Source organism: Bacillus sp. XT-4 (assembly GCF_050864245.1).
GTDB lineage: Bacteria > Bacillota > Bacilli > Bacillales > Bacillaceae > Bacillus > Bacillus altitudinis.
In genome coordinates this window covers 613,673-628,166 of sequence record NZ_JBPAFI010000001.1, presented here as the reverse complement: position 1 = coordinate 628,166, position 14,494 = coordinate 613,673, and the positions used below count along the sequence as shown (strand labels likewise).

Genomic DNA, 14,494 nt, shown 5'->3' with positions numbered 1-14,494 from the left:
TGAAAATTGAAAATTCACGATATGATGCAAATGGCATTAATGACAGCAGTTATTGGGATGTTAGGGTTGATTCCGCCTATTTTTCTTGCGTTTACACCTGTACCAATCACAATGCAAACCGCAGGTCTTTTGCTTGCTGGTGGGCTGTTAAAACCAAAGCAAGCGCTGATTAGTTTACTTCTGTTTCTCCTAATAGTGGCAGCAGGCGCACCTATTTTATCTGGAGGGAGAGGCGGTATAGGGGTCTTTTTTGGGCCAAGCGGTGGTTTTTTACTTGCTTATCCAGTGGCTGCCTTTATGATCAGCCTGTGGCTGAACCGGCTGAAGAAAGTGACGGCCTTACGACTATTTTTGATCTATGCGGTATGCAGTATCGGGATATTATATATAGGCGGAATACCCTTTCAAGCCATGATGATGCATATAAAGATCACGCAAGCAGCTCTGTTCAGCGTCATTTATTTACCGGGTGATCTGATCAAAGCAGGGATATGTGCTGTCTTCACGGTGAAAATCATTCAAGCGATGTCATATCGAAAAAGGGACTCACATAGAGGGAGGCGAGCAGTTTGATGAGAATAACGGAAAGCTATGCAGCTCATGCAAAAGTGAACCCAAGTCAGATGGCGATCATAGATGAAAAAGAGAAGATCACTTATAAAGAATGGCATGAGCGTGTGCAGTCATCTGCACAATGGTTAAAAGAAACGCCTCATCAGCAAAAAAGAGTCGCTTTTTTAGTATCAAATGGTGTTCCGTTTCTCCAACTATTTGCTGGCGCAGCTTCTGCAGGATGGACAGCGGTGCCTCTTGATCCGCGGTGGAGTGACAAGGAATGCGCGGAAAAGCTCTTATTAAGCGACGCGGACCTTGTCATTGTGGAAGATCGATATATCAAAAGGATTGAAAAGTACAAGCTGGATATGCCAGTGCTCTCTTTATCTGAATGGAAAGAAAGAATCAGCATAAACGTTCAATCGAACAAAGGTGAACCGGAGGAAGATCCTGCTTTTTATATGGGATTTACTTCAGGATCAACGGGATCGCCCAAAGCCTTCATAAGACGCCAGCAGTCATGGATCGAGAGCTTTCAAATGACAGCTTCCGTCTTTGGGATCACACATCAAGATCATGTACTGATTTTGGGCACACTTTTATCCTCTCATTTTTTATACGGGGCGATCAGCACACTTTATTTCGGGGGCACCGTGACATTGTTAGAAAAATTTGTGCCAGATAAAGCAAAGAACATCTTAGAAAGAGGAGACATCACGGCTATTTATACGGTTCCGACCATGACAGAATCGTTACTGCAAATGGATGCCTTCGGAAAACATCCGCTTCTTGTCCTGTCTTCTGGTGCAGATTGGGGAAACTCTTCAAAAAAACAGCTCGTCAACCGCAATCCCCACATCACATTTTTTGATTTTTATGGAACATCAGAATTGAGCTTTGTCTCCTATTTATCTTCAGATGATTTTTTGCAAAAGCCTACTTCTGTCGGAAAGCCTTTTCTTTCTATTCAGGTTGAAATCAGGAGGGCAGATCAAACCGTTTGCAAGCCAAATGAAATCGGGAGAATTTATGTGAAAAGCCCAATGTCTTTTTCAGGCTATTTACAAGATGAAAAGCCGCCCGCAGAGTGGCTGACCGTATATGACATGGGGTGGCTCGACGAGGATGGTTACTTGTATATGAGCGGCCGCGAGAATGGCATGATTGTCTATGGGGGACTGAATATTTTTCCAGAGGAAATTGAGCGTGTGCTGAATGAACAGCCAGAGGTGAATCGGTCAATCGTGATTGGACTTCCTGATCCATATTGGGGCGAAATCCCTGTTGCCATTATTGAGAATGTACAGCAAACAAAAACCATTCGGCAAGCTGTAAAAGAAACATTAGCGGCATACAAAGTACCAAAAAAATGGCTCGTCACGGACAAAATGATCGAAACATCAGGAGGGAAAATCGCTCGTGCCAGTATGAAAAAGTGGGCGGAGGAACAACTATTATGCAAGCCGTGATCGTACAAGCGAAACGGACGCCCTTCGGTGAGAAAAATGGAATGTTGAAGGATTACCGGCCAGAGCATCTAGCTGCGCCCTTGATCCAGCATTTTTCAAACGTGACCAAGCCAGATGACATCATTTTAGGCAATGTCGTCGGGGGTGGTGGCAACATTGCCCGTCTGTCCTCGTTAGAAGCAGGGCTTTCATTACATATTCCGGGTATGACCATTGATAGGCAGTGTGCTTCCGGTCTTGAAGCCATTAGAACAGCGTGCATCATGATTCAGTCGGGGGAGGGATCAATATATATCGCTGGTGGAACGGAAAGCATTTCTCGGTCACCAATGAAAGAAAGGGCCCGCTTTTCTCCAGAGTGGATAGGAGACCCTCATATGGGGGAAGCGGCAGAGCTGACGGCGTCGAGATTTTCAGTTGCGAGACAAGAGCAAGATGACTATGCACTTTTAAGCTGGGAACGAAGTATAACCGCATTCAAGCAAGGAACGTATTCAGAAGAAATTGTTCCGATTAGCGGGCTGAGTACAGATGAAGCGGCAGCTAAAATAAGACCGATTGCAAGCTTGATAAAGCGGGCAAAACCTGTCTTTTTACCAGGAAAAGGTACTGTGACTGTGACCAATAGCTGTAAAGAAGCAGATGGTGCAGCTGCCGTCGTTGTAATGGAAAGAGCGGAAGCGGAGGCAAAAGGCTTCAGCCCTATGCTGCGGTATATCGGGAGTGCCGTGACCGCTATAGACCCGCATTATCCTGCTGCTTCACCAATTGATGCAATCAAGAAACTTTTACATAAAGAACAGGTGAAGATAGAAGATGTTGCACTTTTTGAAATCAATGAAGCGTTTGCGCTCAAAGTAGTACTCATTGCCCGGACACTAGGTATTCCTTATGACCGTATCAATAAAAGAGGCGGTGCGCTTTGTCTTGGGCATCCATATAGCGCCTCGGGAGCTGCTATGATGGTGAGACTGTTTTACGAAGCCCGCGCCTTACCGAATGGAAGCTATGTCATGGCTGCAATTGGCAGTGGAGGCGGTGTCGGTTTAGCCACACTATGGCAAGTTCTGTCATGACATGCATGAGCAAGTAATTGCCGAACTCCGTCGAATCATGTACTATAAAAGCTAGATGTGAGGAGGGCCATGCATGTTTTCAGAACAAAAGAAACGACCATTTTTTAAACGAAAAATGGGGATCGTCCTGTTATCTGTACTTGCTGTGATCATCATTGCAGCATTATCAGGTTTTTTATATGTAAAATCAGCACTCGGGCCGGTCGATCAAAAAAGCAAACAAACCATTAATATTCATATTCCAAATGGGACATCTGTCAGCGGAATTGCGAGCATTTTAAAAGAAAATGAACTGATTTCAAATGACACGATTTTCACTTACTATGCAAAGTACAAAAAAGCATCAGGCTTTAAAGCGGGCTATTTTCATCTCAAACAAACAATGGATGCGGATCAGCTAATTCAAAAGCTGACATCTGGCGGGACAGACTACGCATTTCAGCTTGTGATACCTGAAGGGAAACAGTTGTCTGATATTGCAGCCATTATTGCAAACCAGACGAATTTTTCAGCGAAAGAAGTTGAAGCGAAGCTGGATGATCCAGCCTTTATTAAAAAAATGATGAAAAAATACCCGAAAACGGTGACATCACAAGTGAACGGGAAACAAGTCAAGCATCCGTTAGAGGGATATTTATTCCCGGCGACGTATCCGTTTTATCGTGAGGATGAATCACTTGAAACCATCATTGACACAATGATTAAACAAACAGATCAATATGTAAAAACGTACGAAAAGGACATGAAAAAGAGAAAGATGTCCATCCATGATGTCCTAACGATGGCATCCCTAATAGAAATGGAAGCTACCGAAAAAACAGACCGGTCAAAAATCTCAAGTGTGTTTTATAACCGGTTGAAAAAGGACATGCCGCTTCAAACAGATCCAACCGTTCTTTATGCGCTTGGCGAGCATAAGTCCCGTGTTTATTACAAAGATTTAAAAGTAAAATCACCTTATAATACGTATACAAACAAAGGGCTGCCGCCTGGACCTATTGCCAATGCTGGAGAATCTTCTTGGAAAGCAGCACTCCATCCAGAGAAAACAGATTTTGTTTACTTCCTAGCAAAGAAAAATGGCGAAGTCGTCTTTACGAAAACGTTAAATGAGCACAACAAAGCGAAAGCGAAATACATCACAGGCAGCAACTAGCGCTCATGTGAAAGGAAAAAGACTGTAGACAATGGTGAAATTGCCTGCAGTTTTTTTCGTTGTTATATCCATTTTATAGGTTCGCAATTACCACATCTTTGTGGTAAAATATATCGGGTTGTTTTTACTTAGATGAACGAAAGATTGACGAGAAAGAGAGCTGCAATAGGCAGGACTCTTCTTTTTCAGGTCATGAAGGAGCTAGACATATAATGACAATCGAAGATGATCAAATAAATGATTATATTGAAGATTTAATTGAGCCGAGTCCTGATGCCATCGCTCAATTAGAGGAGTATGCGAAAGAGCATCATGTGCCAATCATGGAAAAGGTGAGCATTGAACTGTTATTGCAGCTGCTTTCTTTGAAAAAACCGAAGAAGATTCTTGAGGTTGGGACAGCGATTGGCTATTCAGCGATTCGAATGGCAGAAGCTCTGCCAGATGCTGAAATCTATACGATTGAGCGAAATGCAAAACGTTATGAGGAAGCGACACGGAATATTGAAGAATTACATTTCAAAGATAGAATTCACGTGTTTTTTGGCGATGCGATCGAATCAGCTAAAACGGTTCAGACGATGGCGCCCTATGATGTGATCTTCATTGATGCGGCAAAAGGCCAGTATCAACGCTTTTTTGAGCTGTTTGAACCGATGCTGTCCGATGACGGAATGATTATTACAGACAACGTATTATTTAAAGGCTTAGTTGCGACAAATTATGAAGAAGAAATTGAAGATAAACGAAAAAAACAATTAATAGGCAAAATTGATCGATACAATCAATGGCTGATGTCAAATCCTGACTACCAAACGTGTATCATTCCGGTTGGAGATGGGATCGCTATTAGTACAAAAAGAGGTGACCAATCATGAAAAAACCAGAATTGCTTGTGACGCCAAGCAAGGTGTCGGATGTACTGCCGCTCATTGAAGCGGGTGCTGACGCATTTTTAATAGGTGAACAAACATATGGAATCCGTCTTGCAGGTGAGTTTTCAAGAGAAGATGTGAAACAAACGGTTCAACTCGCACATGCACATCACAAAAAAGTATATGTCGCCATGAATGCGATTTTTCATAATGACCGTGTGGCACTGCTTGGAGATTATTTAACCTTTCTCGATGGGTTAAACGTGGATGGTGTCGTTTTTGGAGATCCGGCAGTGATCATGGCCGCAAAAGAAACAGGTGTCAACTTGAATCTGCACTGGAGTACAGAAACAACTGGGACAAACTATTACACTTGTAACTACTGGGGCAGAAAAGGCGCAACACGTGCTGTTCTTGCCAAAGAACTCAATATGGATAGCGTGATTGATATCAAAGAAAACGCTGAAGTGGAGATTGAAATTCAAGTCCACGGCATGACCTGTATGTTCCAATCCAAACGGACACTTGTTGGCAACTATTTTGAATATCAAGGCAAACAAATGGACGTGGAAGGAAGAAATATGGAAGAAGGTCTATTCCTTCACGACCAGGAGCGTCAAAACAAATATCCTATTTTTGAGGATGAAAATGGCACTCACATTATGAGTCCAAATGATGTATGTATGATTGATGAATTAGAAGAATTTGTCGACGCAGGCATTGACTCATTTAAAATTGACGGAATTTTAAAGTCACTTTCTTATATGACAGAAGTGACATCCCTCTATCGAAAAGCCATTGATTTACTTGTGACTGATAAGGAAGCCTATGAAGATCAGAAAGATGAATGGGTGGAGCGTATTGAAGAGATCCAGCCTGTCAACCGCTCAATCGATACAGGATTCTTCTTTAAAGAAACGGTTTATTAAGATAAAAGGAGGCAGAGGAAATGGCACTTTTAAAAGATGGAATTTCTGAAGTGATCGATGGAAAACGTGTCATTACAAAAAAACCAGAACTGTTAGCGCCAGCAGGTAACTTAGAAAAACTAAAAATTGCTGTGCATTATGGAGCAGACGCTGTTTTTATTGGCGGGAAAGAATTTGGACTTCGTTCAAATGCAGATAACTTTTCAATCGAAGAAATGGCAGAAGGTGTCGCATTTGCGAATAAATACGGTGCTCGTATTTATGTGACAACGAATATTTTCGCCCACAACGAAAACATGGACGGTCTGGAAGAATATCTTCAAGGGATTGAAGGAGCGGGTGTAGCGGGAATTATTGTCGCTGATCCACTCATCATTGAAACATGCAAACGAGTAGCTCCAAAGCTTGAAGTTCACTTGAGCACACAGCAATCTCTTTCAAATTGGAAAGCGGTGCAGTTTTGGAAGGAAGAAGGGCTTGAGCGTGTGGTCCTTGCACGTGAAACAAGCGCCCTAGAGATTAAAGAAATGAAAGAAAAAGTGGATATTGAAATCGAAACGTTCATTCACGGGGCGATGTGTATTGCTTATTCTGGTCGCTGCGTGCTCAGTAACCATATGACAGCGAGAGATTCAAACCGCGGAGGCTGCTGCCAATCTTGTCGCTGGGATTATGATCTTTATAAACTAGAAGGCTCTGAGGAAGCGCCTTTATTCGGTGAAGAAGATGCACCATTTGCGATGAGTCCAAAAGATTTAAAACTCATCGAATCCATACCGCAAATGATTGAAATGGGAATTGATAGCTTAAAGATCGAAGGACGAATGAAGTCCATTCATTATGTAGCAACAGTTGTCAGTGTCTATCGTAAAGTCATTGATGCTTACTGTGCGGATCCAGACAATTTCGTCATTCAACAAGAATGGCTCGATGAATTAGACAAATGTGCCAACCGTGACACGGCTCCTGCCTTTTTTGAAGGTGTACCAGGAACGGATGAACAAATGTTTGGCATTCATGGAAAGAAAACGACCTTTGATTTCGTCGGTCTTGTACTTCATTATGATGAACAAGAGCAAATTGTCACATTACAGCAGCGTAATTTCTTTAAAGCTGGCGACGAAGTTGAATTTTTCGGTCCAGAAATCGAAAATTTCACATGCAAGATTGAGACGATTTGGGACGAAAAAGGGAACGAACTCGATGCCGCTCGTCATCCACTGCAAATTGTGAAATTTAAGCTTGATCAAAAAGTATACCCTAGCAACATGATGAGAAAGGGGAAATAACCGGCACATGGGGAAAAAACCAGTGGTGATTGGAATCGCTGGCGGCTCGGGTTCAGGTAAAACGAGCGTCACCAATTCCATTTACGAAAAATTTAAAGGACATTCAATCCTCATGCTTCAGCAAGATTTATATTATAAAAATCAAAGTCATATGCCATTTGAAGAGCGCCTGCTGACCAATTATGATCATCCGCTTGCATTTGACAATGACCTGATGATTGAGCATGTAGAAGCGCTGCTAAAGTACGAGTCCATTGAAAAACCGATTTATGATTTTAAACTAAACACACGTTCAGAAGAGACGGTACATGTTGAACCCAAAGATGTCATCATCGTTGAAGGAATCTTTGCCCTTGAAAATGAACGTCTAAGAAACTTAATGGATATTAAACTGTATGTGGATACAGATGCAGATCTTCGGATCATTCGCCGTATTTTACGTGATACGAAAGAAAGAGGCAGATCGATTGATTCCGTGATTGAACAATATGTATCTGTCGTCAGACCGATGCACAATCAATTCATTGAACCGTCAAAACGATACGCCGATATCATCATCCCAGAAGGCGGACAAAATCATGTGGCCATTGACCTCATGGTGACAAAAATTCAAACGATTCTTCAAAACCGCGGAGAGTAAATGGTGGAGAAGAACAAAGACCTTTACGACGTAAAGGTCTTTTCAACATCATGCTCTTGTAGTCAATACTTTAGTAATGGCTAGTCCGAAATCATCGGTGAGCATTGTAAGAAGCAGCCCCCTGAGTAAAAGATTTGATATGATAGGAAAACAATGCTGCGAAATGAAGACAGGAAAATCACGATGGGATGCTGAAAGTTTCAGTTATTCCTGCTTTGTAAAAGTATATTAAAAAAACGACAAACAAATCATCACAAATTTTCAAACAATTCTTGATCAAAATGCAATTTTGTAATAATATAGCATAGACATATCGTACACTGACCATATTATGTATTGGAAGATGGAGAATGGGTAAGCTATTCTTCTACATATGATCGAAATGGCCGAACGAGGTACAGGAGCTTCCTGTGCCTTTCCACAGTTTGTGCGATGAAGATAATACATCATCATGAGACCGCTGCTGTTCCTGCCTAATAAAAAGGCATAATAGTTGCATCTAAAAGGGACGCCATGTAAGATGGACTTTTACGAATATGGGACAGAAGGAATGAGGGCCGGAATATGTCCTCATTCTTGTATATTTCAGTCGTCACTCACATGCAGAAAGCTTGTATGATGAGGATTAATAGAAGGAGTGAATGATTCATGGCACAAGAGAAAGTATTTCCAATGACAGAAGAAGGAAAGCGCAAATTAGAAGAAGAGCTTGAATATTTGAAAACGGTTAAACGTAAAGAGGTTGTAGAGCGTATTAAAATCGCTAGAAGTTTTGGAGACCTCTCTGAAAACTCGGAATATGATTCTGCTAAAGAAGAGCAAGCGTTTGTAGAAGGTCGTATTACAACGCTTGATAATATGATTCGTAATGCCAAAATTATTGAAGATGAAGGTAACTCAAATATTGTTTCACTCGGTAAAACAGTGACATTCGTTGAATTACCGGACGGTGAAGAAGAGTCTTATACGATTGTAGGAAGTGCAGAAGCTGATCCGTTTGAAGGCAAAATTTCAAACGATTCACCAATTGCAAAAAGCCTTTTAGGCAAACAAGTAGACGACAAAGTCACAGTTCAAACACCTGGCGGAGAAATGTTCGTCCAAATTGTAAAAATTTCATAATTACGTTTATACGATAAACACCTCGTCCACAATAGGGACGAGGTGTTTTTATGCTGAAAACAAGAAGAATCCAATGGACAGGTGTCATTATTTTTATCTTATTGCTCGGTCTCCTATTTAGACTAGCGGAAATTCAGTTGTTTTTCACAGAATCTTTTTCAAAGCTTGATATTAATTTGATCCAAGAAAGTGTCAGGCAGCGGACAGAAGAAGTAGTCATTTCAGACGGACGCGGCGAATTTTTAGATCGAAACGGCGAGGCACTTCTCACAAAGGAAGAGCCAGCGGTCATCATATTTCCATTCCTGCAATATGACCTCCCTCACTTAAAGCAAACCGCTTCTATACTTGAGATGAAAGAAGATGAACTGAAAAGCCAGCTGACAGAAACGAAGAAACCACTCATTTTAAAAGATGATATGACGAAAAAAAAGCTGAAAGACATCAATGATATGAAATATTCAGGTGTTTACGGCGTATATATGAAAGAGAAGGACAAAAAAAGACTTGCCCTCCACACATTAGGTTTCACAAGCGAGAATCCAGAACTCTTGAGAAAGCGTTATCCGGACAAAAAAGAACTTTCAATCCGCACTGAGATCGGTACATTCGGTTTGGAAAGTACATTTGACGAATTTCTATTACCAGAGCAAGACACAAAATTGTTATATCATGTGGACGGAAGGGGAAACCCTTTGTTTGGGATGGACGTCAAATATACAGCAGAAGCTCATTCGTTTTATCCGCTGCAAGTGCAGACAACTATGGACGAAGACATGCAGAGGGAAATGGAGAATGTTCTCAAAGCGCAAGGTGTTGAAAAAGGCGGAGCGGTTCTGCTCGACATTCAGAATAGCAGTGTGCTGGCGATGGCGAGTGTTCCAAATGTGACCAGCAAAAACCGGCATGAGGCAAGAAATTACATGCTGACCGCAATGGCTCCCGGTTCTGTATTTAAAACGGTCGTACTTGCCGCAGCGATTGAAAAAAACTTGAACCAGCCACAAACGATGTATGATTGTCGAAAGAATTTATATGGAGAGCCAGAAGGAAAGCAGGAAGTACTGAATCTGTCTGAAAGCTTTGCGCAAAGCTGTAATTATACATTTGCGACACTCGCTGAGCAGCTCATCCAAACAGATGATCAAAGCCTTGAAAAGACAGCTTCAAAGCTTGGGCTTGTGGATCGAGCCGGCTGGGAAGGGGATGTATACCATAAGCAACAATTCAAACAGTTTGATCGTGAAGAAACAGGCAGTGTGTGGGGAGATAAAAGAGACAAGCATGTCAAAAAAGCCATTGCGCAAACGGCAATTGGTCAAAAAAATGTCAAAACAACCCCCTTACAAATTGCCAATATGATGGCAACGATTGCAAGGGGCGGAGAACGAAAAGAAGTGAGGATTGCAGATAAAGTGATGTATCAAAACGGAACAACGATGCTATCCTTTCAAAACAAACGACCTGATGGTGACAGTATTGACCGCTATACAGCTCAAACCTTGCAAAAGTACTTAAGGCAGGTGGTGACCTCTGACAAAGGAACAGGAAGAAGATTTCAAGACCTGCCGTTCCATATAGCAGGGAAATCAGGCACTGCCCAAACCGGCAGCAAAGATAAACAGGGGAATCCACTTTATCACAAGTGGTTTGCCGGATACTTTCCGGCAGAAAAACCAAAATACGCTCTGGTTGTTGTTCACCTTGACGAGGCAAGTGGCCGGGCTAAGACAAATGAAGCGTTTTATGATATTGTAAAAAAGGTCAATGAAATTGAAAAGAAACAGACATAGAACATCCCTTCATGTCATGTTAGAATAGTAACGACTTAGGGAACAGAGGCAAAGGAGTGCAGAGATTTTGAGTAGAAATTCTCGATTTGAACATCGTGATAAGCGCAGAAAGGCGAATATGGTGCTTAACATATTAATTGGTATCGTTGTGGTGCTTATTTTGGTTGTCGCATCGAGTTTGTTAATTTTTAATAGACCACCGAAAGATGTAGCCAACGAACCATCAAAAACAGCACCTGCATCGAGTGAAAATAAACAAAACTCAGAAGAAGATGTGAAAGATCAAAAGAAAGATACATCCGATGATGCGGATGCAAAAAAAGACGATTCATCTGACAAAAAAGACGATACAAAGAAAACAGATGATGAAGAAGAGCCAAACAAAGATGCGTTAAAAGATGCCACAGAAACAGATGGCGGTAAAACAAGTGACGTAGATAAAACATATGAAAACGATAACTGGGAGCCTGTAGGAACAGAGCAATCGGGATCACATACAGCAACCTATGATGCTAACTCAAAAGACTGGAAAGAAATGATCAAAGCCATGTCCTATGCGACAGGAATCTCAGAAGACCAAATGACTGTTATTTGGTTAGGAAATAACGGAGGACCTCAAGATGCAAAAGGAACCATCCGTGATAAATCAACAGGTGAACGCTACCGTGTAGAAATTACGTGGGTGGATGAAAAAGGCTGGAAACCTGTGAAGGTTGAAAAATTAAAATAAAATAAAAAAGATGCATGCAAAAAGGCTAAAATGAACTTCATTTTAGCCTTTTTCTTCTTTTCAGCGTGATAGAAAACCTTTGCAGTCTAGGAAGGACTAGCACCGGCGCACAGACCTGATTGCCTACACGCTGATCTTTTTTTTATGAGATATTCGCTTTAAAATGAACAACTGCTGTATACAAAATCTTATCATCAATGACAGTCGTTTGATGACTCACAGAATGAACAGTCAGCAAGATCGCCTGATTATGTTCAATTTGTTTTTGGATCTTTTGTTCAAGTTCTTTTAAAGACGTTGCTTCAAAAAATTCAATTTTGTCCTTTAAAAAATCCAGTTGAAAATCCATTTCATTCATCCCTCCATGCTCTAGATTCATCATAATCTCTCCCATTCAAAAGGGCAAATATTTTTCTACCCCGCCCAGTATTTTTTAGTAGGAAAGAATCAGAAGATGTGGTAGGATAGGAACTGTTCGACGGAATAAAACATACTATACGGATAGGAATAAATAGATAAAGTGGAGGGAAAGAAAAATGGGACGTGAGTTTCTTTCTTTATTTGATCATTGGGCTGAATCTTATGATGACACTGTAAGTGGTCATGACGAGCAGTATAAAGAAGTGTTTCGCTGGTATCCGGCCATTCTAAAAGAGATTACTCGCCGTGCAGGTCAACATGTCATTGAGTTTGGAAGCGGCACAGGAAACCTAACGGCGGCACTGCTTCAAGCAGATAAGAAAGTGTTTGGCGTTGAACCTTCAGAGGCCATGAAGAAAGCGGCTCTTCAAAAAGGAATACCAAATGTATTTCATGACGGGGATTTTTTATCGTTTCCATCTCCACCTTTTGAGCCTGATACGATCGTCAGTTCATATGCTTTCCATCATTTAACGGACGACGAAAAAAAACAAGCCATCCACACCTATGGCAACATCCTTCCCTCAGGTGGTAAAATAGTCTTTGCTGATACAATGTTTCAAAATCAAGCAGCACATCAAGCTGAAACGAACAAAGCGAAAGCCGCTGGATTCGATCAGCTTGCAGAGGATTTAGAAACGGAATACTATCCATCCATAGGTGTGTTAAAGCAAATCTTTGAAGAAGAAGGTTTTAGCACATCTTTTCATCAAATGAATGATTTTGTGTGGATCGTAGAAGCGAAGAAAAGGGAATGAAAGGATGTTTTTGATTTGAAAATCGCAGTGATAGGTGCAATGGAAGAAGAAGTGACGATTTTAAGAGACCAACTAAAGAATGCCACACAAGAAAACATCGCTGGGTGTGAATTTACAACAGGTGTTTATGAAGATAAAGAAGTGATTTTATTAAAATCAGGGATTGGAAAAGTAAATGCAGCGGTCAGCACAACACTTCTGCTTGACCGCTTTCAGCCAGATTATGTGATCAATACAGGATCAGCTGGCGGTTTCCATCACTCATTAAATGTAGGTGATATTGTCATCTCTACTGATGTTAGACATCATGATGTGGACGTGACGATCTTTAATTACGAATATGGACAAGTGCCAGGATTACCAGCTGCTTTCATCGCAGATGATCAGCTTGTGAAGCTGGCAGAGGAATCTGCTTCAGAAATCGATCATATTCAAGTGGCAAAAGGAACGATTGCAACAGGAGATTCATTTATGGATGATCCTGGTCGTGTCGCGTTTGTGAGAGAGAAATTTCCAGAGCTGTATGCAGTGGAAATGGAGGCAGCTGCAGTTGCGCAAGTTTGCCATCTATTTGAAACGCCATTTGTGGTCGTTCGAGCGTTGTCAGATATTGCTGGGAAAGAATCCAATATCTCTTTTGATCAATTTCTAGAGCAAGCAGCGATTCACTCAACAGACCTTGTCCTGCGTATGATAAAGCAAACACAATAAAAGAAGGGGTTTCCCCCCTTCTTTTCCATACAAAGGAAGGGATTTATATGGCTGTCATACATGATATTACGGAATTAATTGGCCACACACCGCTTTTAAAACTGTCAGGGATGGGTGTGCCGGCAGGTGTTGATGTTTATGCAAAACTTGAAATGATGAACCCAGGCGGAAGTATTAAGGATCGCTTAGGTGATATGCTGATTAAAGAAGCGTTGGCATCGGGCAAACTGCGCCCAGGCGGAACCATTATTGAAGCAACTGCAGGAAACACAGGCATCGGGCTTGCGCTAAGTGCAAGAAAACATCAATTGCATCCGATCTTCTGTGTACCAGAACATTTTAGTCAAGAGAAACAACAGCTCATGAAGGCGCTTGGTGCAGAGATTATTCATACACCAAGAAAAGATGGGATGAAGGGTGCGATTGATCGAGCCCTTGAACTAGAGGCAAGCCTTGACAATGCTTATTGCGTCTTACAATTTAAAAACCAAGTAAATCCATTGACTTACTATAAAACACTCGGGCCAGAAATATGGTCTGACCTCCAGGGGAACATAGACGTGTTCGTAGCAGGAGCGGGCTCTGGCGGAACGTTTCAAGGCTGTGCTGCCTATTTAAAAGAGCAAAAAGAAGCGCTAAAAACAGTGATCGTGGAACCAGAAGGATCTATTTTAAATGGCGGAAAGCCGGGACCGCATAGAACGGAAGGAATTGGCCTTGAATTTATTCCAGATTATATGGAATCGACTTTATTTGACGAGATTTATACCGTCAGTGACGATGATGCTTTCCGAATGGTGAAAGAAGCAGCTGAAAAGGAAGGTGTTCTGATCGGAAGCTCGTCTGGAGCCGCTCTATTTGCCGCTTTAGAGGAAGCGAAAAAGGCATCACCTGGGACGGTGATCGTCACTATTTTTCCTGATAGCAGTGAACGTTATCTAAGTAAAGGTATTTATGAGGGAGGAAAATAA

The 14,494-nt window shown here is 41.7% G+C and carries 15 protein-coding genes; 14 read left to right on the top strand and 1 reads right to left on the bottom strand.

Features of this window, described 5'->3' with window-relative positions; all coding sequences use genetic code 11:
* Positions 1-6: 6 nt before the first annotated feature.
* From ACRRMM_RS03355 to ACRRMM_RS03305, 11 genes are all read left to right on the top strand, one after another.
* Complete coding sequence (locus ACRRMM_RS03355) at positions 7-573, top strand: biotin transporter BioY (protein WP_428828466.1); 567 nt, start codon at positions 7-9, stop codon at positions 571-573.
* Positions 573-2,024, top strand: coding sequence for an acyl-CoA synthetase (locus ACRRMM_RS03350; protein WP_428828465.1), 1,452 nt, complete (start codon positions 573-575; stop codon positions 2,022-2,024). Before ACRRMM_RS03355 ends, ACRRMM_RS03350 begins: the two co-directional genes overlap by 1 nt.
* Positions 2,012-3,100 carry an acetyl-CoA C-acyltransferase gene (locus tag ACRRMM_RS03345; RefSeq protein WP_146270642.1) on the top strand — a complete coding sequence of 363 codons (1,089 nt, stop codon included), beginning with the start codon at positions 2,012-2,014 and terminating at the stop codon, positions 3,098-3,100. The genes ACRRMM_RS03350 and ACRRMM_RS03345 overlap by 13 nt, the downstream gene beginning before the upstream one ends.
* 73 nt (positions 3,101-3,173) lie before the next feature.
* Positions 3,174-4,256, top strand: coding sequence for an endolytic transglycosylase MltG (mltG, locus tag ACRRMM_RS03340; RefSeq protein WP_146270640.1), 1,083 nt, complete (start codon positions 3,174-3,176; stop codon positions 4,254-4,256).
* Between the two features lie 212 nt (positions 4,257-4,468).
* Positions 4,469-5,134 (top strand): O-methyltransferase, encoded by a 666-nt coding sequence (locus ACRRMM_RS03335; RefSeq protein ID WP_008342672.1) that lies wholly within the window; start codon positions 4,469-4,471, stop codon positions 5,132-5,134.
* The gene (locus ACRRMM_RS03330) at positions 5,131-6,060 is read left to right on the top strand and encodes a peptidase U32 family protein (RefSeq protein WP_008342670.1); all 930 of its coding nucleotides are present in this window, start codon (positions 5,131-5,133) and stop codon (positions 6,058-6,060) included. Before ACRRMM_RS03335 ends, ACRRMM_RS03330 begins: the two co-directional genes overlap by 4 nt.
* A gap of 20 nt (positions 6,061-6,080) precedes the next feature.
* Positions 6,081-7,349, top strand: coding sequence for a peptidase U32 family protein (locus ACRRMM_RS03325; RefSeq protein ID WP_017358097.1), 1,269 nt, complete (start codon positions 6,081-6,083; stop codon positions 7,347-7,349).
* A gap of 7 nt (positions 7,350-7,356) precedes the next feature.
* On the top strand, positions 7,357-7,989 hold the full coding sequence (gene udk, locus ACRRMM_RS03320) for a uridine kinase (protein WP_007501435.1): 633 nt from the start codon (positions 7,357-7,359) through the stop codon (positions 7,987-7,989).
* Positions 7,990-8,637: 648 nt separating this feature from the next.
* Entirely contained in the window at positions 8,638-9,111 is a 474-nt protein-coding gene (gene greA, locus ACRRMM_RS03315; protein WP_007501433.1) for a transcription elongation factor GreA, read from the top strand.
* Positions 9,112-9,161: 50 nt separating this feature from the next.
* On the top strand, positions 9,162-10,904 hold the full coding sequence (locus ACRRMM_RS03310; protein WP_407974438.1) for a peptidoglycan D,D-transpeptidase FtsI family protein: 1,743 nt from the start codon (positions 9,162-9,164) through the stop codon (positions 10,902-10,904).
* A gap of 67 nt (positions 10,905-10,971) precedes the next feature.
* On the top strand, positions 10,972-11,634 hold the full coding sequence (locus tag ACRRMM_RS03305) for a YrrS family protein (protein ID WP_007501430.1): 663 nt from the start codon (positions 10,972-10,974) through the stop codon (positions 11,632-11,634).
* Between the two features lie 142 nt (positions 11,635-11,776).
* Here the strand turns inward: ACRRMM_RS03305 and ACRRMM_RS03300 are convergent, their stop codons facing one another.
* The gene (locus ACRRMM_RS03300) at positions 11,777-11,983 is read right to left on the bottom strand and encodes a YrzA family protein (RefSeq protein ID WP_026050117.1); all 207 of its coding nucleotides are present in this window, start codon (positions 11,981-11,983) and stop codon (positions 11,777-11,779) included.
* A 187-nt stretch (positions 11,984-12,170) separates the two neighbouring features.
* On the opposite strand from ACRRMM_RS03300, the gene ACRRMM_RS03295 reads away from it, so the two are divergent.
* Genes ACRRMM_RS03295 through ACRRMM_RS03285 form a run of 3 tightly spaced genes read left to right on the top strand, consistent with a single transcriptional unit; the run spans position 12,171 to position 14,494 of the window.
* Positions 12,171-12,812, top strand: coding sequence for a class I SAM-dependent DNA methyltransferase (locus ACRRMM_RS03295; RefSeq protein ID WP_407974437.1), 642 nt, complete (start codon positions 12,171-12,173; stop codon positions 12,810-12,812).
* Positions 12,813-12,827: 15 nt separating this feature from the next.
* On the top strand, positions 12,828-13,523 hold the full coding sequence (mtnN, locus tag ACRRMM_RS03290) for a 5'-methylthioadenosine/S-adenosylhomocysteine nucleosidase (protein WP_019743016.1): 696 nt from the start codon (positions 12,828-12,830) through the stop codon (positions 13,521-13,523).
* Positions 13,524-13,570: 47 nt separating this feature from the next.
* Positions 13,571-14,494 (top strand): PLP-dependent cysteine synthase family protein, encoded by a 924-nt coding sequence (locus tag ACRRMM_RS03285; RefSeq protein WP_007501427.1) that lies wholly within the window; start codon positions 13,571-13,573, stop codon positions 14,492-14,494.